Annotated in this window: 20 protein-coding genes (1 of these 20 only partly in view); 5 read left to right on the top strand and 15 right to left on the bottom strand. The window is 67.5% G+C overall.

Annotated elements, in window-relative coordinates:
• The 6 genes from ACFPFG_RS17875 to ACFPFG_RS17900 all read right to left on the bottom strand — a co-directional run.
• On the bottom strand, nt 1-351 hold the 5' portion of the coding sequence (locus ACFPFG_RS17875) for a benzoate/H(+) symporter BenE family transporter (protein WP_183018792.1). It extends 831 nt beyond the left edge of the window; the window shows 351 of its 1182 coding nt (coding positions 1-351); its start codon is at nt 349-351; the stop codon falls past the left edge of the window.
• Between the two features lie 50 nt (nt 352-401).
• Nucleotides 402-2270, bottom strand: a complete 1869-nt coding sequence (locus ACFPFG_RS17880; protein ID WP_197954123.1) for a potassium transporter Kup — start codon at nt 2268-2270, stop codon at nt 402-404.
• Between the two features lie 97 nt (nt 2271-2367).
• A complete protein-coding gene (gshA, locus tag ACFPFG_RS17885; protein ID WP_012207794.1) occupies nt 2368-3663 on the bottom strand; it encodes a glutamate--cysteine ligase in 1296 nt (431 codons plus the stop codon).
• Nucleotides 3664-3744: 81 nt separating this feature from the next.
• The gene (locus tag ACFPFG_RS17890; RefSeq protein ID WP_380107653.1) at nt 3745-5211 is read right to left on the bottom strand and encodes a TrkH family potassium uptake protein; all 1467 of its coding nucleotides are present in this window, start codon (nt 5209-5211) and stop codon (nt 3745-3747) included.
• 10 nt (nt 5212-5221) lie between these two features.
• Nucleotides 5222-6679 carry a Trk system potassium transporter TrkA gene (gene trkA / locus ACFPFG_RS17895; RefSeq protein ID WP_012207796.1) on the bottom strand — a complete coding sequence of 486 codons (1458 nt, stop codon included), beginning with the start codon at nt 6677-6679 and terminating at the stop codon, nt 5222-5224.
• Between the two features lie 74 nt (nt 6680-6753).
• Nucleotides 6754-8034: a glutamate-5-semialdehyde dehydrogenase gene (locus ACFPFG_RS17900; RefSeq protein ID WP_012207797.1), complete on the bottom strand. Its 1281-nt coding sequence runs from the start codon at nt 8032-8034 to the stop codon at nt 6754-6756.
• Between the two features lie 189 nt (nt 8035-8223).
• Here ACFPFG_RS17900 and ACFPFG_RS17905 point away from each other — a divergent pair, with 189 nt between their 5' ends.
• Complete coding sequence (locus tag ACFPFG_RS17905) at nt 8224-8526, top strand: hypothetical protein (protein WP_197954125.1); 303 nt, start codon at nt 8224-8226, stop codon at nt 8524-8526.
• A gap of 10 nt (nt 8527-8536) precedes the next feature.
• On the opposite strand, the gene holA is transcribed toward ACFPFG_RS17905, so the two are convergent.
• The 3 genes from holA to leuS form a co-directional block, all read right to left on the bottom strand.
• Nucleotides 8537-9589 carry a DNA polymerase III subunit delta gene (gene holA / locus ACFPFG_RS17910; RefSeq protein ID WP_380107656.1) on the bottom strand — a complete coding sequence of 351 codons (1053 nt, stop codon included), beginning with the start codon at nt 9587-9589 and terminating at the stop codon, nt 8537-8539.
• Between the two features lie 5 nt (nt 9590-9594).
• A complete protein-coding gene (locus ACFPFG_RS17915) occupies nt 9595-10101 on the bottom strand; it encodes an LPS-assembly lipoprotein LptE (protein ID WP_183018789.1) in 507 nt (168 codons plus the stop codon).
• Between the two features lie 158 nt (nt 10102-10259).
• Nucleotides 10260-12995 (bottom strand): leucine--tRNA ligase, encoded by a 2736-nt coding sequence (gene leuS / locus ACFPFG_RS17920; RefSeq protein ID WP_380107658.1) that lies wholly within the window; start codon nt 12993-12995, stop codon nt 10260-10262.
• 350 nt (nt 12996-13345) lie between these two features.
• On the opposite strand from leuS, the gene ACFPFG_RS17925 reads away from it, so the two are divergent.
• On the top strand, nt 13346-14590 hold the full coding sequence (locus ACFPFG_RS17925; protein ID WP_380110292.1) for a mechanosensitive ion channel family protein: 1245 nt from the start codon (nt 13346-13348) through the stop codon (nt 14588-14590).
• Nucleotides 14591-14595: 5 nt separating this feature from the next.
• On the opposite strand, the gene ACFPFG_RS17930 is transcribed toward ACFPFG_RS17925, so the two are convergent.
• The 4 genes from ACFPFG_RS17930 to ACFPFG_RS17945 all read right to left on the bottom strand — a co-directional run bounded on the left by ACFPFG_RS17930 (nt 14596) and on the right by ACFPFG_RS17945 (nt 17408).
• On the bottom strand, nt 14596-15075 hold the full coding sequence (locus ACFPFG_RS17930) for an ExbD/TolR family protein (RefSeq protein WP_380107660.1): 480 nt from the start codon (nt 15073-15075) through the stop codon (nt 14596-14598).
• A gap of 24 nt (nt 15076-15099) precedes the next feature.
• On the bottom strand, nt 15100-15834 hold the full coding sequence (locus ACFPFG_RS17935; protein ID WP_374617853.1) for a MotA/TolQ/ExbB proton channel family protein: 735 nt from the start codon (nt 15832-15834) through the stop codon (nt 15100-15102).
• Between the two features lie 64 nt (nt 15835-15898).
• Nucleotides 15899-16735, bottom strand: a complete 837-nt coding sequence (gene dapB, locus ACFPFG_RS17940; RefSeq protein ID WP_312373227.1) for a 4-hydroxy-tetrahydrodipicolinate reductase — start codon at nt 16733-16735, stop codon at nt 15899-15901.
• A 124-nt stretch (nt 16736-16859) separates the two neighbouring features.
• Complete coding sequence (locus ACFPFG_RS17945; protein ID WP_183018784.1) at nt 16860-17408, bottom strand: outer membrane protein assembly factor BamE; 549 nt, start codon at nt 17406-17408, stop codon at nt 16860-16862.
• A gap of 156 nt (nt 17409-17564) precedes the next feature.
• Between ACFPFG_RS17945 and fur the strand changes: the two genes are divergently transcribed.
• The 3 genes from fur (at nt 17565) to ACFPFG_RS17960 (ending at nt 20942) form a co-directional block, all read left to right on the top strand.
• Nucleotides 17565-17990, top strand: a complete 426-nt coding sequence (fur, locus tag ACFPFG_RS17950; RefSeq protein ID WP_034397437.1) for a ferric iron uptake transcriptional regulator — start codon at nt 17565-17567, stop codon at nt 17988-17990.
• Nucleotides 17991-18133: 143 nt separating this feature from the next.
• Nucleotides 18134-19711 carry a DUF1800 domain-containing protein gene (locus ACFPFG_RS17955; protein WP_380107664.1) on the top strand — a complete coding sequence of 526 codons (1578 nt, stop codon included), beginning with the start codon at nt 18134-18136 and terminating at the stop codon, nt 19709-19711.
• A gap of 16 nt (nt 19712-19727) precedes the next feature.
• A complete protein-coding gene (locus tag ACFPFG_RS17960) occupies nt 19728-20942 on the top strand; it encodes a DUF1501 domain-containing protein (protein ID WP_380107666.1) in 1215 nt (404 codons plus the stop codon).
• An 8-nt stretch (nt 20943-20950) separates the two neighbouring features.
• Here ACFPFG_RS17960 and sigJ read toward each other — a convergent pair whose 3' ends face one another.
• Nucleotides 20951-21892 carry an RNA polymerase sigma factor SigJ gene (gene sigJ / locus ACFPFG_RS17965; protein WP_380107668.1) on the bottom strand — a complete coding sequence of 314 codons (942 nt, stop codon included), beginning with the start codon at nt 21890-21892 and terminating at the stop codon, nt 20951-20953.
• 53 nt (nt 21893-21945) lie between these two features.
• A complete protein-coding gene (locus ACFPFG_RS17970) occupies nt 21946-22446 on the bottom strand; it encodes an NUDIX hydrolase (protein WP_183018780.1) in 501 nt (166 codons plus the stop codon).
• Nucleotides 22447-22472 lie beyond the last annotated feature (26 nt).

Raw genomic sequence — 22472 nt, forward strand, 5'->3', positions numbered from 1 at the left:
CTCGAACCAGCCTGTGGCGCCCACCAGGATGATCAGCCCCGCGCTGATGATGAAGGCGCCGACGGCCTCGCCCATGGAAAAGCCCCCGGCAAGCCCCGCCGTGGCAAGCACGGCAGCGCCTGGCGTGGACCAGGCGACCATGACGGGCATGCGCAGTATCAGCGAGGGCAGCAAGGAGCACAGGCCCATGCCCAGCCCCAGCGCCCAGACCCAGGAGGTGATCTGCTCGGGCGTGGCATGGAAGGCCTGGGCGGCCTGGAAGACCAGGGCCACCGAGCTGGTGAAGCCCACGAGCACGGCCACGAAGCCGGCCGCAAAGGCGGAAGGACTCAAGTCACGGAGAAAGCGCATCGCGCGATTCTGTCACCACAGTCGCGGATCGTGCGATGCGCGGGCGACGCCTACAGCTCGATCTTGGAGCCCAGCTCCACCACGGAGTTGCTGGGCAGGTGCAGGAAGTCTGAGACACGGCTGGCGTTTCGGTGCATCTGGGCGAACAGCTTTTCGCGCCAGGGCGCCATGCGGTGGCTGATGCGCGGGATGATGACGTCGCGCGACAGGAAGTAGCTGGTCTCCATGGCGTCGAGCTGGCAGCCCCGGGGGCGCAACAGGGACAGCGCCGCCGGCACATCGGGTTCGTTCTTGAAGCCGTAGTTGATGATGACCTGCCAGCAGTCGCTGCCCAGCGCCTCGATCTCGGTGCGCTTGTCCAGGCCCACCCAGGGCACTTCATGGTTGCGCACCGTGACGAAGATGTTCTGGGTGTGCAGCACCTTGTTGTGCTTGAGGTTGTGCAGCAGGGCGTTGGGCACGGTGCCGGGCTCGCCGGACAGGAAGACGGCCGTGCCCGGCACCCGCGCCGGGGGATGGCGCCATACCGATTCGAGGAAGCTCTTGAGGTCGATGGCATCGGCCTGCAGCTTTTGGTGCAGCAGCTCGCGTCCCTTGCGCCAGGTCATCATCAGCGAGAACACCGTGCCGCCGATCAGCAGCGGGAACCAGCCGCCATCGAAGAGCTTGAGCAGGTTGGACGAGAAGAAGGCCAGGTCCACCAGGAAGAAGAAGCCGGTGGCGGCAATGCACAGGGCCAGCGGGTAGTTCCAGCGGTAGCGGATCACGAAGAAGGTCAGCGTGGTGGTGATCAGCATGTCCAGCGTCACCGCAATGCCGTAGGCGGCCGCCAGGTTGCCGCTGGAGCGGAACAGCACCACGGCCAGCGCGATGGCCACGAACAGGCTCCAGTTGACCAGGGGCATGTATATCTGGCCGGCCTCGCGCACGCTGGTGTGGCGCACTTCCAGGCGCGGCAGATAGCCCAGCTGTATGACCTGGCGCGTGACGCTGAAGGCGCCCGTGATCAGGGCCTGCGAAGCGATGACCGTGGCCATGGTGGCCATCAGCACCAGGGGCAGCAGGGCCCAGGCCGGGGCCATCATGTAGAAGGGATTCTTCACGGCGGCCGGGTTGGCCAGCAGCAGCGCACCCTGGCCGAAGTAATTGAGCGTGAGGGCAGGCATGGCCACGGAGAACCAGGCCAGGCGAATGGGCTTCTTGCCGAAGTGGCCCAGGTCGGCGTAGAGCGCCTCCGCCCCGGTCACGCACAGCACGACGGCGCCCAGGATGATGAAGCTGGTGCCGGGGTTGTCCCAGATGAAGCGCACCGCGAAGTGCGGGCTGATGGCCGCCAGGATTTCCGGATGGCCGGCGATCTGGTGTATGCCCAGCGCGGCGATGGTGGCGAACCAGACCAGGGTGATGGGGCCGAAAAAGCGCCCTATCCCTGCCGTGCCGTGCTTCTGGAACCAGAACAGCAGGAACAGGATGACCAGGGTCAGCGGGATCACCGCCTTGGTGAAGTGCGGGGACACCACCTCCAGGCCCTCGACGGCCGAAAGCACGGAGATGGCCGGCGTGATCACGCCGTCGCCATAGAACAGCGAGGTGCCGAAGATGCCGATGAGCAGCAGCACACTGCGCAGGCGCGGCTTGTCCTTGACGGTCTGCGAGGCCAGGGCCAGCATGGCGACCAGGCCGCCTTCGCCGTTGTTGTCGGCACGCAGCACCAGGACCACGTATTTGAGCGAGACGATGACCGTCAGCGTCCAGAACAGCAGCGACAGAACGCCGTAGATGTTCTCCTGGGTGAACGGCACATGGCCGGAGCCGAACACCTCCTTGACCGAATACAGCACGCTGGTGCCGATATCGCCATAGACCACGCCGATGGCGCCCAGGGTGAGCGCGGCCAACGAAGATTTGGTTTTCTGCACAGGTCTATGCGCCATCCCGTGGGGAGATGGCTTCAGTCAATTGAAATGCCGGCATTGTCCGCTGTCCTGATGACGCGCGCATCGGACAGCACCCCGATCAGTCGTAGATTTCCGCGTTGGGGTTGGTCGCCTCCAGCTCATAGCTGGCCGCCAGCATGGCGACCCGGGCCACCACGCCGTACATGTAGAAGCGATTGGGCATGCTGGCACCCGGGCGGGCGCCGATCTGGGGCAGCTGGGTGCTGTGCTGGAAGGCCAGCGGCACGAAGCCGGCACCGGGCGCGTTGAGGTTTTCGTCCACATCGCGCTCGGGGTGCATGCGGTAGAAGCCGCCGACCACGTAGCGGTCCATCATGTAGACCACGGGCTCGGCCACGGCGTTGTTCATGCGCTCCTGGGTGAGCACGCCTTCCTGGATGATCACGTCGTGCACGGTCTGGCCGTCCTTGATCATGCCCATCTTGTTGCGGCTCTTGCGCGGCAGCTCGGCCAGCTCCTTGGCGTCGCGCACGGTCATCACGCCCATGCCATAGGTGCCGTTGTCGGCCTTGACGATGGCAAACGGCTTTTCCTTGATGCCGTATTCCTTGTACTTGCGGCGCACCTTGGCCAGCAGCACATCGACCTGCTCGGCCAGGCCTTCCATGCCCACGCCATTGGCGAAGTCGATGCCTTCGCTGCGCCCGAACAGCGGGTTGATCAGCCAGGGATCGATGCCCAGCAGCTTGCCGAAGCGCTTGGCCACCTCCTCGTAGCTCTGGAAATGGCGGCTCTTGCGGCGCACGCTCCAGCCTGCATGCAGGGGCGGCAGCAGGTATTGCTCGTACAGTTCCTCGACGATGCCCGGCACGCCGGAGGACAGGTCGTTGTTGAGCAGGATGGTGCAGGGATCGAAATCCTTGAGGCCGATGCGGCGCTTGCTGCGGATCACCGGCTCCAGCGTCACCGTGTCGCCATGCGGCAGGGTGACGGTGGTGGTCTTCTTCACATCGGGGCTGATGGAGCCGATGCGCACATTCAGACCGGCCATGTTGAAGATGCGCTTGAGCTGCACCACGTTGGCCAGGTAATGGGTGTTGCGCGTGTGGTTCTCGGGAATGATGAGCAGGTTGCGCGCTTCGGGGCAGATCTTCTCGATCGCCGCCATGGCCGCCTGCACGGCCAGCGGCAGCATTTCGTCGGTCAGGTTGTTCCAGCCGCCAGGAAACAGGTTGGTATCCACGGGCGCGAGCTTGAAGCCGGCGTTTCGGATGTCCACCGAGCAATAGAAAGGCGGCGTGTGTTCCATCCATTCGAGCCGGAACCAGCGCTCGATCGCCGGCATGGAGTCGAGGATGCGCTGCTCAAGCTCGTTGATCGGGCCTGTCAGGGCCGTGATGAGATGTGGAACCATAAAGACCCTCTGGGTACGGCGGTGGGGGGCAATTGTAGAGATTGGACCATGGTCTAAGTGTTTTCCCCAGTCTCTTCGGCATCATCGGCGCCAGAAAGCCGGGGAAAGCAGCGCCATGAAGCTGAGGATTTCCAGGCGCCCCAGCAGCATGGCCAGGGTGCAGATCCAGGTCTGGAAGTCGGTGAGCACAGCATAGTTGGAGCTCGGACCCAGCGCACCCAGGCCCGGCCCCATGCAGTGCACGCTGGCCAGCACGGCGGAGAAGGCGGTCACCGGGTCCAGGTCGGTGAGCAGCAGCACCATGCTGAGCGTGATCACGGTGGCGCCATAGACCAGCATGAAGGCCAGCACCGAGAAGATCATGCGGTCATCCACCACGCCGTTGCCCAGCCGCACGGGCTGCATGGCGCGAGGATGCACGAGCCGCGTGAGCTCGCGCCGCGCCTGCTTGAGCAGGATGAGCATGCGCACCATCTTGATGCCGCCACCCGTGGAGCCCGCGCTGGTGGCCACGCCCGACAGCAGCAGCATGAGCACGGGCGCGAAGACGGGCCAGCTCAGATAGTCCACCGTGGTGAAGCCAGTCGTCGTGGCCACCGAGACCACGTGGAAGATGCCGTAGCGCAGCGCCTCGACAGGCCCGTACACGCCCTTGGCCCACAGCAGCAGCGCGACGATGAGCCCGCCGCCCAGCAGCACGGCCAGCGTGGCGCGCATTTCGGGGTCGCGCCAGAAGCCGTCCCAGCGGCCCTTGCGCATGGCCACGAAGTACAGCGCGAAGTTGCAGCTGGCCAGCAGCATGAAGACCAGGGCGATCAGCTCGATCAGCGGCGAGTCGAAGTAGGCAAAGCTGGCGTCATGCGAGGACAGGCCGCCCAGGCTCACCGTGGCGAACATGTGCATCAGCGCATCCAGCGGCTCCATGCCTGCGGTCCAGAAGGCCAGTGCACAGGCCAGCGAGAACACGCCGTAGACGCCCCACAGGCCCTTGGCGGTCTCGGTCATGCGCGGCGTGAGCTTGGTGTCCTTGATGGGGCCGGCGGCCTCGGCGCGGAACAGCTGGGCACCGCCCACGCCCAGCAGAGGCAGGATGGCCACGGCCAGGATCAGGATGCCCATGCCGCCCAGCCATTGCAGGAAGGTGCGCCAGACGTTGATGGACACGGGCAATGCGTCCAGCCCCGTGAGCACGGTGGCGCCCGTCGTCGTCAGGCCCGAGACGGCCTCGAAATAGGCATGGGTGAAGCTGATGCTCAGGCCCACATGGCCCAGGCCCAGCACCAGCGGCAGCATGGCGCACAGCGGCAGCACCACCCAGACCAGGGTGACGAGGATGACGCCGTGGCGCGGCTGCAGCTCACGCCGGAAATGGTCCAGGCCTACCCACAGCGACAGCCCCGCCGCCGCCGTGATGCCGATGGCCCAGGGGTAGATGCGCCAGATGCCGTCGTCGGCAAACCAGGACACGGCAAAGGGCAGCAGCATGGACAGCGCGAACATGACCATGAGCATGCCAAGCACGCGCAGGACGGGGAACAGGTCGCGCATGGGTATGGGCTCAGAAGAAGGTGGCGCTGACGCGGAACAGGTTTTCCACGTCCCGCACCAGCCGCTTGTGGGGCAGGAAGAAGACCACGTGGTCGCCGCTCTCGATCACGGTGTTGCCGCGCGGAATGATGACCTCGGGCTCGGCACCGGCCGCGATCTCGTCGGCCGGCACGCCTTCGGGAATGCCGCGCACGATGAGGCCGATGTGCGCATCCTCGGGCACGCGCAGGTCCTCGACCTTGCGGCCGACCACGCGCGAGCTCTTGCGGTCGCCGCGCGCCACGATCTCCAGCGCCTCGGCCACGCCCCGGCGCAGGCTGTGCACGGCCTGCACGTCGCCGCGGCGCACATAGGCCAGCAGCTCGCCGAGCATGGCCTGGGCCGGCGACAGCGCAATGTCGATCTGCGTGCCGTGCATCAGGTCGGCATAGGCGCGCCGCGTGATCAGCGAGAGCACGCGCCGCGCGCCCATGCGCTTGCCCAGCAGGCTGGCCATGATGTTGTTCTCGTCGTCGTCGGTGAGGGCCAGGAACAGGTCCACGTCCTCCACGCTTTCATCGGCCAGCAGGTCCTCGTCGGTGGCATCGCCGTGCAGCACCAGCACCTCGGCCGGCAGCAGCGAGGCCAGGTCCTGGCAGCGCTGCTCGTCGGGCTCGATGATCTTGATGTGAAAGCGGCCCGGCACGCGCGACAGCTGCAGCGCCAGGCGCAGGCTGACCTGGTCGCCACCGGCGATCATGATGCGGTAGACGGGGCGCGAAGGCCGGCCCGCGGGCTGGTGGATGGCGCGCAGCACCTCGGCCACATGCTCGCGCGCGGCCAGGATGAAGACCTCGTCGCCGGGCTCGATGCGGGTGTTGCCGTCGCAGCGCACGAAGCGGTCGGGCTCCTCCAGGAAACGCCGGTAGATGGCCACGATGCGCATGGCCAGCTCGGGCATGCAGTCGCGCAGCTCGCCGATGTGCTTGCCGACGGCGGGGGCGCCGTCGCGCGCGCGCACCGAGGCCAGCGCGGCGCGTCCGCCCGCGAAGGCACGCACCTGCATGGCTTCGGGGAACTCGATGAGCTTGCTGATGTAGTTGGTCAGCGATTCCTCGGGGCAGATGATGCGGTCCACGCCGAAGCCTTCCTTGCCCAGCAGCGTCTCGTCATCGCCAAAGCCCGAGGAGCGCACGCGCGCGATGCGGGTGGGAATCTCGAACAGCACCTGGGCCAGCTTGCAGCACACCAGGTTGGTTTCGTCGAGCGCGGCGCAGGCGATCAGCAGGTCCGTGTCCTTGGCGCCGGCCTCGGCCAGCACCTGGGGATCGATGCCGTTGCCCACGACGCCGCGCAGATCGAACCGCGACTCCAGCTCGCGCAGGCGCCGCGCATCGGTGTCGATCACCGTGATGTCGTTGCGTTCGGACACCAGGCTTTCAGCCACGCTGTAGCCCACACGGCCGGCGCCAAGAATGATGATTTTCATGAGTTCATTGCGGTGCTGCGGTGCCCGCCCGGGGCATCCCGGCCGGGTGCCTGCCGGCGCGCAGCACGGTCCGGTCAGGTGCGGACTTCGCCTTCACCCAGCACCACGTATTTGAGCGAGGTCAGGCCTTCGATGCCCACAGGACCGCGCGCATGGAACTTGTCGGTGCTGATGCCGATTTCCGCACCCAGGCCGTACTCGAAGCCATCGGCAAAGCGCGTGCTGGCATTGACCATGACGCTGGCCGAGTCCACCTCGCGCAGAAAGCGCTGGGCATGCATGTGGTCGCGCGTGAGGATGGCATCCGTGTGGTGGCTGGAGTAGCGGTTGATGTGGGCGATGGCCTCGTCCACGCCCGCGACGATCTTGACGCTGATGATGGGCGCCAGGTATTCCTCGCTCCAGTCCTGCTCGGTGGCCTCGGCCAGCTGGGCACCGGCCACGGACTTCAGGATGGCCAGCGATTCGGGGCAGCCGCGCATCTCCACGCCCTTGGCGGCGTAGATGGCGCCGATCTGCGGCAGGAACTCGGCCGCCACGCCGCGCGCCACCAGCAGGCTTTCACTGGCATTGCAGGGGCTGTACTTGTTGGTCTTGGCGTTGTCGGCCACCTTGACGGCCATGGCGATGTCGCAGGGATCATCGACATAGGTGTGGCAATTGCCGTCCAGGTGCTTGATGACCGGCACCTTGGCCTCGCGGCTGATGCGCTCGATCAGGCCCTTGCCGCCGCGCGGGATGATGACGTCCACGTAGTCGGGCATGGCGATGAGCTGGCCCACGGCCTCGCGGTCCGTGGTCTGCACCAGCTGCACGCCGTGCTCGGGCAGGCCGGCCTCGGCCAGCGCCCTGGCCACGAGGGCGGCCAGGGCCTTGTTGGAGTCGATGGCTTCCGAGCCGCCACGCAGAATGCAGGCGTTGCCGCTCTTGATGCTGAGGCTGGCCGCCTCGATGGTCACGTTGGGGCGGCTCTCGTAGATCATGCCGAACACGCCGATGGGCACGCGCATCTGGCCCACGCGGATGCCGCTGGGCATTTGCTTCATGCCGATGATCTCGCCGATCACGTCGGCCATGGATGCCAGCTGTTCGCAGCCCTGGGCACAGGTTTCAAGCACCTTGGGCGTCAGGCGCAGGCGGTCCACCATGGGAGCGGACAGGCCGTTGGCCACGGCGCGGTCGAGGTCACGGGCGTTGTCGGTCTGCAACGGCTCCACGTTCTCCCGCAGCAGGCGCGCCAGCGCCAGCAGGGCGCGGCTTTTGACGGCAGCCGAGGCTCGGGCCATCTGGGCGGAGGCCACTTTGGCCTGAACGCCCAGGTTGTGGGTGTATTCGACGATATTGAGCGCGTTCATTCCGAGATTCTCGCCGAGTTGCGCCCATTTGCGCACCGGGACCGGGCATGCCCCGCGCCGACATGCGGCCGCGATGCGGCCAGGATGCGTCTGCACACGGCCACCAGAGGGCAAACCCCGCGTTCCGGCGGCCGGCAGGATGTCGCGGCCACCCTACACTGCTGCCCAGTACGCAGAGGTTTTCCCGCCATGTCCACCAGCCACGACACTCTTCTCGCCGCCCAGCAGCTCGCACAGCTGCACGCCGGCTTCGCCCAACTGGCACAGCAGCAGCTGTCGGCCGCCGTGCTCGGACAGCAGGCCAGGGCCTCATCGGAGTTGCTGCAGGCCCTGCCGCCGCGCTACGGCGAAGTGCTGCTCAATCTGCTGGACCGACTGGAGTCCAGCGCGCTGTTCAGCGAGGAAAGCTGCTCCTTCAGCCAGAAGGACCTGCTGGACAACCTTGAGACCTGGGCCACCAAGGCCCAGGCGCAGCTGGAAAAGGCGCGCTAGGAACGGTACGTCAGCCCTTGGCGCCGGCCTGGGCCAGGTCCACGGCCAAGCGACGCAGGGCCTGCCAGCCGTCGCGCGGCCAGCCTTCGAAGGCCAGGCCCTTGACGATGCCGTCCACCGCGTGGGCCGATTGCAGCAGGCGCGCGGCCTGGGCGTCGGTGATGCGCGGCAGCAGGCGCTCGAACAAGCGTTCCTTGATGCCCCAGATGCGCTGGGCGCGCAGCGCCATCGGCAGGGGTTGGCCTGCGGCCATGGCGTCCCTCACGCGGCAGATGGCGCGGATGTCCTCGGCCAGGGTCCAGTGCACCAGCACCTCGGCCGTGCCTTCGGCCTGCAGGCCATCGAGCATGCGCGAGACGCGCGCCAGCTGCCCGCCCAGCACGGCCTCCGACAGCTTGAACACGTCGTAGCGCGCCACATTGAGCACGGCCTGCTCGACCTGGGCCTGGCTCAGTTCACCCTCGGGATGCAACAGCGCCAGCTTCTGGATTTCCTGGTGCGCGGCCAGCAGGTTGCCTTCCACGCGGTCGGCAAAGAACTGCAGCGTGCGCTGCCCTTCCTCGCCGGGTGCGACGCGCTGGCCCTGGGCCGCCAGCCGCTGGGCAATCCAGGCCGGCAACTGGGCGCGCTCAATGGGATCGATCTGCAGCGTCATGCCCTGGGCGTCCAGCGCGCTGAACCAGGCCCCCGTCTTGGTGGCCTTGTCCAGGCGCGGCAGCAGGACCAGGGTGAGCGTGCTGTCATTGCCGCGTGCGGCCTCGGCGATCTGCTGCAGCGCGGCACCGCCGTCCTTGCCGGGCTTGCCCGAGGGAATGCGGATCTCGACGATCTGCCGGTCGGCAAACAGCGACAGCGAGCCACCGGCCGCCAGCACGGCGCTCCAGTCGAAATGCGCGCCGGCCACGGTGTAGCTGCTGCGCTCGGTATAGCCGGCCGCGCGCGCTGCGGCGCGGATGGCATCGGCCGCCTCCTGCTGCTGCAGTGGCTCGTCGCCGTGCAGCACATAGAGCGGGCGCAGGCCCTTGGCCAGATGGCCGCCGAGCTGGTTCAGGGCAAGCTGCATGGAACTCAGGTCAGGCTCTTGACGGCGGCCAGGCGGCGCAGCAACTGCTGCACGATGTCGGTGCGCATGTCCTTGTAGAGCATGGCCTCCTCGGCTTCCTTGGACAGCGCGTTGGTTTCGTTGTAAGTCACGTCGCGCTGCTGCAGGATTTCGGTCTCGGGAATCGGCTCGTCGCCATTGGGCGTGCGCAGCTTGAAGCGCACGCGCAGGCGCAGCTGCAACTCGCGCACCTGGCCCAGCGCGTTCATGCCGACGATGACCCGCTCCTGCCGCTCGCTGACGATCTGGAAGATCGCTTCGGCATCGTCGGGCGATGCCGGATCGCGCAGCACGGTCAGCTTGTCGCTGGCACTGGCCAGATTGCGCGACAGCTCGCGCGCCACCGCAGAGCCCCGGCTAGCCTGGATGTAGAGCGAGCGGAACACGAAGGTCGGCACCCCCCGCAGGCGAAAGCCACAGGCCCCCAGCAGTGGAGCCAGGGCCAGGGCGGTGAGCAGGGTACGTTTTTGCATATCAGTTCTCCAAGGCGCTTGCGCCACTCACAGCCCTTGCAACGGTCACGCCCAAAGCGAGGGACACCGAGCAAGGGCCGCCCCGCAGCGAGGGTGTCGTCCCCCCCCGCGAAGCGAGAGGGGGAAGGCGCGCAGCGCCTCAGGGGGCATGCCATGGCCTAGACCACGACGTTGACCAGACGGCCAGGCACCACGATCACCTTCTTGGGCACGGCACCGTTGGTGAACTTCTGGCATTCCTCGTTGGCCAGGGCAATGCGCTCGATCTCGGCCTTGTCGGCCGTCGAGGACACCAGGATGGCCCCGCGCAGCTTGCCGTTGACCTGCAGCACCAGGGAGATCTCGTCCTGCACCAGGGCCTGGGGATCGACCTGGGGCCAGGGCGCATCCAGCACGTCGCCCAGGTCGGCGGCGTAGCCCAGCTCGCTCCACAGCGCATGGGCCAGGTGGGGCGTGGCCGGGTAGAGCACGCGCAGCAGGATGCCGAAGCCTTCGATCAGCGCCACCTGGGCGCCCGCGTCGTCGAAGGACTTGAAGTCCTCCAGCGCGTTGATCATCTTCATGGCGCCCGAGACCACGGTGTTGTACTGCATGCGCTGGTAGTCGTACTCCACCTGCTTGAGCACGGTATGGATCTCCAGGCGCAGGGACTTGGCGGCCTTGCCGAACTCCACGTCGTCCAGCGACTTGGCGCCGGCCACGCTTTGCACGGCACCGGCCATGTCCATCTGCGACAGCCTGGCGCCGAAGTTGTAGACGCGGCGCAGGAAGCGGTAGCTGCCTTCGACGGCGGCATCGTTCCATTCCAGCGTCAGCTCGGGTGGCGCAGTGAACATGGTGTACAGGCGCGCGGTGTCGGCGCCGTACTTCTCGATCAGCTCCTGCGGATCGATGCCGTTGTTCTTGGACTTGGACATGGTGCCCACGCCCTCGTAGTCGATGTCCGTGCCCACGGGCAGCAGGCCATCGGCGCTGTCCACCTCGGCCTTGAGCCTGGCGCCCACGATCTTGCCGGTCTCGTCGAACACATGCTCGACATCCTTGGGCCAGAAGTACTCCTTGGCACCCTTGGCCGTGCGGCGGCTGTAGATGTGGTTGAGCACCATGCCCTGGGTCAGCAGCTTGGTGAAGGGCTCATCGACCTTGACCAGGCCCAGGTCGCGCATGACCTTGGTCCAGAAGCGCGCGTACAGCAGGTGCAGGATGGCGTGCTCGATGCCGCCGATGTACTGGTCCATGCCGCTGCCGCCGGTGGCGGCATTCTGGTCCCGCATCCAGTACTCGGCACCTTCCGCCACCATCTGCTCGCCGTTTCTGGCGTCGCAATAGCGCATGAAGTACCAGGACGAGTCCACGAAGGTGTCCATGGTGTCGGTCTCGCGGCGTGCGCTCTTGCCGCAGCAGGGGCAGACCACGCCGGCGTGGAAGGCTTCGCTCTTGACCAGGGGGTTGCCCGAGCCATCGGGCACCAGGTCCTGGGGCAGGACCACGGGCAGGTCCTTGGCGGGCACGGGCTGGGCGCCGCAGTCCTCGCAGTGGATGATGGGGATGGGCGTGCCCCAGTAGCGCTGGCGGCTCACGCCCCAGTCGCGCAGGCGCCAGGTGGTTTTCTTCTCGCCCAGGCCCTTGGCGGCCAGCAGCTCAGCCACCTTGTCCACGGCCGCCACATGGGGCAGGCCGTCGAGTTCGCCGGAATCGATGCAGGCAGCGCGCTGCTTGTCGCCGTACGAGTCGGCCCATGCCTCGGTGCTGAAGGTCTCGCCTTCGACCGCGATGACCTGGCGGATGGCGATGCCGTACTTCTTCGCAAAGGCGAAGTCGCGCTCGTCATGCGCGGGCACGCCCATGACGGCGCCGTCGCCGTAGCTCATGAGCACGTAGTTGCCGACCCAGACCTCGACCTGGGCGCCCGTCAGCGGGTGCGTGACGAACAGGCCCGTGGGCAGGCCTTCCTTTTCCTTGAGCGCGAGTTCGGCCTCGGTGGTGCCGCCCTTCTTGCATTCATCGATGAAGGCCGCGAGCTTGGGCTGCGATGCCGCGGCATGCTGGGCCAGCGGATGCTCGGGCGCCACGGCGCAGAACGTCACGCCCATGATGGTGTCGGCACGCGTGGTGAACACGTACAGGCGGCCGTCCTGGATGGGCTGGCCGTCGGCGCCACGGATGTCGTGGGTGAACGCAAAGCGCACGCCGGAGCTCTTGCCGATCCAGTTTTCCTGCATCAGGCGGACTTTTTCAGGCCAGCCGGTCAGCGTGGCCTTGTCGCCGCCCACCTGGACATGGTCCAGCAGCTCCTGGGCGTAGTCGGTGATCTTCAGGTAGTAGCCGGGGATTTCGCGCTTTTCGACCGGCGCGCCCGTGCGCCAGCCGCGGCCGTCGATGACCTGCTCGTTGGCCAGCACGGTCTGGTCCACCGGGTCCCAGTTCACGACCTGGGTCTTGCGGTAGGCAATGCCCTTTTCCAGCATCTTCAGGAACAGCCACTGGTTCCACTTGTAGTAGTCGGGGTCGCAGGTGGCGATCTCGCGGCTCCAGTCGATGGCCAGTCCCATCGCCTGCATCTGCTTTTTCATGTAGGCGATGTTGTCGTAGGTCCACTGCGCGGGCGGCACCTTGTTCTTGAGCGCAGCGTTCTCGGCCGGCAGGCCGAAGGCGTCCCAGCCCATGGGCATGAGGACGTTGTAGCCCTTCATGCGCAGCTGGCGCGTCAGCATGTCGTTGATGGTGTAGTTGCGCACATGGCCCATGTGCAGCTTGCCGCTGGGGTAGGGCAGCATGGAGCAGGCGTAGAACTTGGGCTTGGCCTGGTCTTCGGTCACGCGGTAAGCGTCGCGGGCGGACCAGTGGTCTTGCGCTGCGCGCTCAACGTCGATGTGGTTGTATTTCTCTTGCATGGTGCTGCGGCCCAGGGGCCTGACAAGGTGGATTGCCGGAATCAACCGGCGATTTTAGGCCCCCGGCCCGGCCGCGCCCGAAGCCGCCCACAAGCCCGCAGGCGGTACTGCGTCATCGGCCCGCCGGCCACGGCGCGCTTGCCCGGCCTCTGCGCTGGGAAAAGCCGCGCTGCGTATGCTTGGAGCCCATCTGCGGCGCCTTGCCGCAGACGTTCCGCCATCGCCAGCCCGGACTTGCGCAGGAACGAATACGGACATCCCGGGCATGCCGCTTTCGCGCGGCAGGTTTTTCCGCGCCCTGGAGTTTTCTCTTGCTGAACTGGTCTTTGATTTCCGGCTGGGATCCTGTCATGCAGGCGCTGGCCGCGCTGTGCGCGCTGGTGCTGCTGGCCCGCTCGGCGGGGTTTGTCGTGCAATGGCTGCTGCTGCGCGTGCTTCCGCGCATGCGCAGCACGCTGGTGGAGATGGAATGGGCGCAGGTGCTGCTGCACGACAGCGTGCTGCAGCGGCTGGCCAAGGCCGTTCCTTCGCTGGTCATGCAGTCGGGCGTGCAGGCCATACCGCAGTTGCAGCCGCAGTGGGCCACGCTGATCCTGAACCTGGCCATCGCCTGCACCATCTATCACGTGGCCCGCGTGATCAGCGCCCTGCTCAACGCCATGAACGAGGCGCACGAGCTCAAGGAAGAGCGCAAGGCCACGCAGGCCCACTCGATCAAGAGCTATGTGCAGTTGGGCAAGCTGCTGGTGTTCCTGATCGCCATCGTGCTCATCGTCGCCACCCTGGTGGACCGCTCTCCGCTGCTGCTGCTGTCGGGCCTGGGCGCCGCCTCGGCCGTGCTGATGCTGATCTTCAAGGACACCATCATGTCCTTCGTGGCCGGCGTGCAGCTGGGCTCCAACGACATGCTGCGCGTGGGCGACTGGATAGAGATGCCCCAGGTCGGCGCCGATGGCTTCGTGATCGACATCGCGCTGCACACGGTGAAGGTGCAGAACTGGGACAAGACCATCACCACCATTCCGACCTGGCGGCTGATGAGCGACAGCTACAAGAACTGGCGCGGCATGTTCGAGTCGGGCGGGCGCCGCATCCGCCGCTCGCTGCACATAGACGCCCACACCATCCGCCTGCTGACGGCCGAGCAGCGGCAGAAATTGTCATTGCTTGAGCCTCTCAAGGACTATTGGAGCAGTGACGGCGGCCTGCGCATGGCCGACGCGCCGGCGGGCAGCGAGATGGCAGCGCAGCATCTGAGCAATCTGGCCGCGTTCAAGGCCTATGCATACGCCTACCTGCTGCGCCATCCGCACATCCACAAGACGCCGAACATGTTCCTGCTGGTGCGCACCATGGAGCCGTCGCCCATGGGGGTGCCGCTGGAGCTGTTTTGCTACACCAGCACCACGGTCTGGGTGGAGTACGAGGCCATACAGGGCGCGATCTTCGATCACCTGATCGGCATGCTGCCGCTGTTCGGGCTCAGTCTGTACCAGCGTTCCTCGGACCATGGCCAGCATCTGCGGCTGGCGGGCAACGAGCGCTGGCCCGAAGGACAGGACGAGATGTGCGGGCGCAGGCCCGGCGGCGCTTGAGCGCTTCAGCGCCCGGCGCCGGTGGGCCCCAGGACGGCTGCGGATTTTCCATCCTGGTTCCGCGCCGGCTCGGCCACGAAGCCCATGCGCGTCAGCCCTGCCGCATGGGCCCAGCCCATGAGTTCGGCCACGCGGCCATAGGGCACGGCCTGGTCGGCGCGAAGTTGCAGTTCTGCCAGGGGGTTGCGTGCGCCGAGCTGTGCCAGGCGCTCGCGCAGCGCATCCGCCGTGGTGGGCTGGCCCTGCATCCAGAGCGCGCCCTTCGCGTCGACCTCCAGCAGCAACGCATCGTCCTCGCCAGCGGCGGCCATGGGCTGGGTGCCCTGGGCCTGGGGCAATTGCACGCGCAGCGAGGCAGCCAGCATGGGGGCCGCGAGGATGAAGATGACGACGAGCACCAGCATCACATCCACCAGCGGGGTGACGTTGATGGCGTGCATGGGCTGGGGGGCGCCCTCCTTGCCGCTCAATCGTCCAAAGGCCATGTGCGCTCCTGGTGAGCTGCCCGGTCAGGGCGCTTCCATGGGGCCGGCCGGCAGGCCGGCGACGGCCATGCCGTCATCGTGCTGCGCCGGCTCCGCCAGCTGGGTGCCGAACATGGCCTGCAGGTCATGGGCAAAGCCTTCCAGCAGGGCTTCCATCTGGGCGGCGGCGCGGCCCAGCAGGTTATAGGCCAGCACGGCCGGCAGGGCCACGGCCAGGCCGGCTGCCGTCATCACCAGGGCCTCGCCCACAGGGCCGGCCAGTTGCTCGATGCCGATCTGTCCGCTGCCGGCCAGCGTGGCCAGCGCGTGGTGAATGCCCCAGACGGTGCCCAGCAGGCCGACGAAGGGCGCCGTGGCGCCCACGGTGGCCAGCAGGGTCTGGCCCCATTGAAGCTGGTGGCTGGCCGACTGCAGCGCCTGGCGCAGGCCGCGCGTGAGGCGCACGGAGCGCGCTGCGCGCCCCGAGAGCGCCATGTCGCTGCCGCCCGTGGGCGCGAGGACCTGGGACACGGCCCCGGCCATGGGCGCCACCAGTTGCTGGCGATCGCCCTCGGCCATGCGGGCCTGGCCCGTGGCCAGGTCCGGCGCACTCCAGAAGGCCGCAATGGCCTGTGGAACGCGGCGCCGGCTGGCGGCCATGAACCAGATCTTCCAGACGATGACCACCCAGCTGGCCACCGACAGCGCCAGCAGCAGCAGCGCCGTGCCGCGCGCCACGGCGTCGCCTTGCTGCCACCAGAGCCAGAGTGGGCCGGTCATGGTCTTTATCTCGCCCGTATGGCCAAAGAGAGGTACGCGGCGCTACGGCCCTGGGTCTGTGTCATCACAGACCCAGGACATCGTTCATGTCGTACTGGCCCGTTGCCTTGCCTGCCAGGAAGCGCGCCGCCCGCAGGCTGCCCTGCGCATAGCCGGCACGGCTGCTGGACTTGTGCGAGATCTCGATGCGCTCGCCCGTGCCCGCGAACAGCACCGTGTGGTCGCCGATGATGTCGCCGCCGCGCACGGTGGCAAAGCCGATGGTGTTGTTCTCGCGCGCGCCGGTGTGGCCGAAGCGCTCGTAGACGGCGCGGTCGGCCAGATTCGTGCCCTGGGCTTCGGCGATGACCTCGCCCATCTTGAGGGCCGTGCCCGAGGGGGCATCGACCTTGTGGCGGTGATGGGCCTCGACGATTTCGATGTCGTAGCCGCTGGACAGCGCCTTGGCCGCCATCTCCAGCAGCTTGAAGGTGACGTTCACGCCCACGCTCATGTTGGGCGACAGCATCACGGCCGTGCGCTGGGCGTACTCGGCGATGCGGGCCTTTTGCTCGTCGCTGAAGCCCGTGGTGCCGATGACCAGCTTGACGCCCAGCTCGGCGCAGATGGCCAGGTGATCCATCGTGCCTTCGGGGCGCGTGAAGTCGATCAGGCAATCGGCCTTGGACAGCGCGGCACGCACATCGCTTTCGATGGCGATGCCGCTGGGCTGGCCGAGGAAGGCCGAGGGATCGGTGCCCAGCGCAGGGCTGTCGGCGCGGTCCAGCGCGGCGGCCAGCGCAAGGTCATCGCTTTGCGCGATGGCCTCGATCAGCATGCGGCCCATGCGGCCGGAGGCGCCGGCCACGGCCACGCGCAGGCGCTGGTTGTTGCTGGAGGAAGTGGCGGTCGTGGCGTTCATGTCGGGAAAGGGATACACAAGCTCAATGCATGGACAGCAGGCAACAGGGGCGCCAGACAGGCGCCGCGGCGGCCTTCATCCACGGAAAAACGCCCGCATGCCTTGCGGCGCGCGGGCGGCGATATCAACGGGCGCCGGATTCCAGTGGCGGGTAGCTGGCCGCCGCGGGTGGCGGCTCGGCGGCCACGGGCTCCTCCACGGGCTTGGCGACCGGGAACTTTGACAGCTGCTCCTCGCTGGCTTGCAGCGGCGGAATCTTGCCCAGCTTCTTCTTGGAGCCCAGGCTGGCGACGAATTCGGCCTCGGTAGGCATCTCGTCGCCTTCTGAGCGGGCGAACAGGTCGCCGTTGAAGAAGACGGTCAGCTTGCGCACCTGCGAATCGACGCCGGGGCGCTTGATGGTGAACACATATTCCCAGCGGTCGGCGTGGAATACGCTGGTGACCAGCGGCGTGCCGAGAATGTCGCGCACCTGCTGGCGGCTCATGCCGGGCTGCAGGGCCTCGACCTGTTCACGGGAGACGAAGTTGCCTTGGACGACCTCGACCTTGTAGGGAGTGACGACATTGGCGACTCGGTGCGCGGCGCCATCGAGGCTGCTGCAGCCTGCCAGCGCCACCCCGATCGACAGCATCAGGGCCGCACTCGTGCGGCAACGGGCTTGAACATGCATTGGTATCAGCATAGGGATATGATCGTGGATCATTGTAGCGGCTGGTCCCTAGGGCTTGCGATCATGCGACGCCCCTGGCACCAGGGCCATTTTGTTCGCCGCCCCGCGCCTGCCATGGTGGCAGTCCAGCGGGCAGTCTCTGCCAAAGACCCAGACATGAAGAACATCGACGAACTCAAGAGTACCGGCCTGAAGGCCACGCTTCCCCGCCTGAAGATCCTGGAGATCTTCCAGACGGGCGCGCAACGCCACATGACGGCCGAGGACGTGTTCCGCGTGCTGCTGGACGAACGCTCGGACATCGGCCTGGCCACGGTCTACCGCGTGCTCACGCAGTTCGAGCAGGCCGGCATCCTCATCCGCAGCAATTTCGAGAGCGGCAAGGCCGTCTACGAACTCAATGAAGGCCAGCACCACGACCACTTCGTGTGCACCAGCTGCGGCAAGGTCGAGGAGTTCTACGATCCCGATATCGAAAAGCGCCAGAACCTGATCGCCAAGGCCAAGGGCTGGGTGATCCAGGACCATTCGATGGCGCTGTACGGACACTGCGCGGAGTGCGCAAGCCGGGCAAGCAAGTAAGGCCGGGTTCCTCAGAAAAAGCGGAGTGCTTCACACTCCGCTTTTTTTTGCCTTTTACTTTTTGCTACCGGCGCTTTACAGGGCGAAGCACATGGGCGGAGGATGCTGGCGTCCAATGGATGCCCCCTACCCACCGAGACACCATGCGCCGCACATCGCCGTTCGCCATCGCTCTCACGTTCTGCGCCATCATCCTGGCCACGGGCTGCGCGCCCCTGCAGGCGCCGCCCTCCTCCGCAACGCCCGCACTCCAGGCCCTGCCCGATGCGCCCCTCACCGCCGCGCAGCGCCAGCAATGGCTGGACCGCGTGACCTGGGGCGCCAACGACAGCGAGGATGCGCAGCTGCAGCGCCTGGGCCTCAAGGCCTGGCTGGCCCGGCAACTGCAGCCGGGGCCTCAGCCGCTGCCCGCGCAGGCGCAGCAGCGCATTGACGGGCTGGACATCAGCCAGCGCCCCATGGAGCAGGTACTGCAGGAACTGAGCGACCAGCGCAAGGCCGTGCAGGAGGCGGCATCGGCCGATGAGAAGGCCACGCTGCAGCAGGCCTACCAGCGCACGCTGAACCAGCTGGGCAACGATGCCCAGAAGCGCTTCGTGATTCGCGCCCTGTACTCGCCGGCGCAGTTGCAGGAGCAGATGACCTGGTTCTGGATGAACCATTTCAGCGTCAGCCTGCGCAAGTCCGATATCCGCGCCTGGGTGGGCGACTACGAGGAGCAGGCCATACGCCCGCATGCGCTGGGCAGCTTTCGCGGCCTGCTGGAAGCCTCGCTGCGCCACCCGGCCATGCTGCGCTACCTGGACAACGCCAGCAATGCGGCGGGCCGCATCAACGAGAACTACGCGCGCGAACTGCTGGAGCTGCACACCATGGGCGTGGGCAGCGGCTACACCCAGGCCGATGTGCAGGAGATGGCGCGCATCCTGACTGGCGTGGGCATCAGCCTGCAGCCGGCAGGCACGCCGCCGCCACGCATGCGCCCCGAGCGCCAGGGCGACTACCTGCGCTCGGGCTTCTTCGAGTTCAACCCCAACCGGCACGACTACGGCCCCAAGACCTTCCTGGGCCAGCCCATGCACGCACGCGGCATGGCCGAGGTCCAGGAGGCGCTGGACCGCATCGTCGCCTCGCCGGCCACGGCGCAGTTCATCGCGCGCAAGCTGGCGGTGTTCTTCATTGCCGACGATCCGCCGCCGGCCCTGGTGCAGCGCACGGCACAGGCCTTCACGCGCAGCCGGGGCAACATCGCGGCCACCGTGGCCGCATTGCTGACCGATCCCGAGGCCGCGCGCTTTGGCCGCAAGTTCCGCGACCCGCTGCACTACGTGCTGGCCGCCACGCGGCTGTCGGTGGAGCAGCGCGTGGCGGCCGACGTGGCGCCCGTGCTGGGCTGGATCAACCGGCTGGGCCAGAACCTCTACGCACACGAGACGCCGGACGGCTATCCGCAGATGCAGTCCGACTGGGCCAGCTCGGGCCAGATGGCGGCGCGCTTCGAGGTGGCGCGCCAGATCGCCACGCGCAGCGCCGTGCTGTTCCGCGCCGACCCCAAGGAGGCGCTGGAGAAGCCGCCCTACCCCACGCTGTCGGAACGGGCCAGCGTGCGCCAGCGCCTGCCGCTGTGGAGCCAGGCCACGCAGGCGGCACTGGCCCAGGCCCGCAATCCGGCGGACTGGAATACCTACTTCCTGTCCGCGCCCGAGATGATGTTCCGCTGAACCCCGGAGACTTTCCATGCAGCGACGCCACTTCCTGACCATGGCATCGGCCCTGCCCTTTGCCGCCCACCTGGGCCGGCTGCAGGCGGCCACACCCCAGCAGGCCACGCCGCGCCTGCTGCTGGTGTTTCTGCGCGGCGCATATGACTGCAACAGTCTGCTGGTGCCCACGCACAGCGACTTCTACTACGAGGCCCGCCCCAGCATCGCCATCCCCCGTCCCGGCGAGGCCGGTGGCGCGCTGGCGCTGGATGGCCGCTGGGGCCTGCACCCGATGCTGGAGGACAGCATCCATCCGCTGTTCCAGGCCGGCCAGGCCTGCTTCGTGCCGTTTGCGGGCACGCACGACCTGTCGCGCAGCCATTTCGAGACGCAGGACTCCATCGAACTGGGCCAGGACCTGGACGGGCGCCGCAGCTACCAGTCGGGCTTTCTGAACCGGCTGGCCCAGGTGCTGGGGCAGGACGGGCGGGGCCCGGTGTCGCCCATGGCCTTCACGCCGCAGTTGCCGCTGCTGCTGCGCGGCAGCCTGCCGGCCGCCAACATGGCGCTGGCATCCGTGGGCAAGGGCGGCCTGGACGATCGCCGCAGCCAGGCCATTGCCGCCATGTACGCGGGCACCGCCCTGGGCCCGGCCGTGCAGGAGGGCTTTGCCGTGCGTGATGCCGTGCAGCGCAGCGTGCAGGAAGAGATGGACCAGGCCGGGCGCAATGCCATCAGCGCACGCGGCTTTGCCCTGGTGGCGCAGCGCATGGCGGCCCTGATGCGCGAGCGCTTCGACCTGGGCTTCGTCGATGTGGGAGGCTGGGACACGCACGTGGCCCAGGGCGGCGCCACGGGCGCGCTGGCCGGGCGGCTGGACGAGCTGGGCCGGGGCCTGGCCGGCTTTGCCCAGGAGATAGGCCCCGAGGCCTGGCGGCATACGGTGGTGGTGGTGATCAGCGAGTTCGGCCGCACCTTCCGCGAGAACGGCAACAAGGGCACGGACCACGGCCACGGCACGACCTACTGGCTGCTGGGCGGCGGGCTGTCCTCGCATGCGGGCGGGCGCATCGTGGGCGAGCAGGTCGAGGTCAACCAGAAAAACCTGTTCCAGAACCGCGACCATCCCGTGCTCAACGAGTACCGCGCCGTGCTGGGCGGCCTGTTCCAGCGCATGTATGGATTGAGCCCGGCACAGCTGCAGCGCGTGTTCGAGGGCGTCACGCCCCGCGATCTTCAGTTCATCTGACCATCTGACTAAGCTGCAGGGCCTGCAGGGAACGGCAATGGCGCCGGCACGGCCACGCCGGCCAGCTTGTCGGGGTTGCGCAGCGTGTAGATGCGACGGATCAGGCCGCCCTCGACCAGCAGCGTCTGCACGGACTCCAGTTCGCCGTCGATGCAGCGCAGCAGGCCCGGCAGGCCGTTGACGCGCGCCAGATGCAGGCTCTGGCGCTGGCCGTTGCGCCGCATGCGGCGCGTGGTGGCGAAGTACAGCAGGGCCAGGCGCCGGCCCGTCTCCAGCACGCGGCCGAAGGAGGGCACCTTGCCGCCGCCGTCGCTGATGAGTTCGGCATCGGGCGCGAACAGCGCCTGGATCTGTGCGAAGTTTCCGCCCTGCACGGCCTGCGCAAAGCGCTGCAGCAATGCAGCATGGGCCTCGGGCGGCGCCGCAAAGCGCGGGCGGCCGGCCTGTACATGGCTGCGCGCGCGGTGCACCAGCTGGCGGCAGGCGGCCTCGCTGCGGCCCAGGGCCTGGGCCACCTCGGCATAGTCGGCATCGAAGATCTCGCGCAGCAAAAAGGCGGCGCGCTCGTCGGGCGTGAGCTGCTCGAGCACGAACATCAGGGCCGTGGACACGTCGTGGGCACGCTCCAGCAGGTCTTCGGCCGAGGGCGCGGACTCCTCGGCCCAAGGCTGGACCAGGGGCTCGGGCAGCCAGAAGCCCTGGTAGTGCTCGCGCTCGGCGCGCAGGCGGCGCAGCCGGTCTATGGCCAGGCGCGTGGTCACGGAAACCAGCCAGGCCTCGGGCTGCGCTATGCCGGCACGCTCGGCGCCATGCCAGCGCAGCCAGGCTTCCTGGACCAGGTCTTCGGCATCGGCGCGCTGGCCGAGCATGCGGTAGGCCAGGCCGAACAGGCGCGGGCGGTGGCGCTCGAACAGCACCAGGGGAGCATCGGTGGCGGAGGGGCTCTGCATGCCATCAAGACGCACGAGCGCGGCGTTTTGTGACAGACAGGGTCGGCATGGACTCAGTGGGACAGCGGAGCCTGCAGCACGCTGGGATCGGTGTGGATCAGCTCCAGCGGGTAGCGGCGGCCGGCCAGGTAGTCCTCGATGCTTTGCATCACCAGCGGGCTGCGGTGCAGGGCGGTGCAGGCCTTGAGCTCGCCCAGCGTCATCCAGACCGTGCGGATGATGCCGTCATCCAGAGGCTGGCCGGCCCGGAAGTCGCCCAGCTCGCCCGTGAAGGCAAAGCGCAGATAGGTGATGTCGGAGCCGGTGCGCGTGCGCACGAAGCGGTTCAGGTAGACACCGACCAGGGCCGTGGGCACGAAGTCGTGCGCGGTCTCCTCATCGACCTCGCGCACACAGGCGGTGATGGGCGACTCGGCGGGGTCGAGATGGCCGGCAGGGGTGTTGTAGCGCACGCCATCGGCCGTGTCTTCTTCCACCAGCAGAAAACGGCCATCGCGCTCAATGATGGCCGCCACAGTGACATTGGGTTTCCAGCGATCGGGCATGGCGCGCATTATGACCAGAGGCGGCCGGCCCGTCC

It is taken from the genome of Delftia deserti, from assembly GCF_042653485.1.
Lineage (GTDB): Bacteria > Pseudomonadota > Gammaproteobacteria > Burkholderiales > Burkholderiaceae_C > Comamonas > Comamonas acidovorans.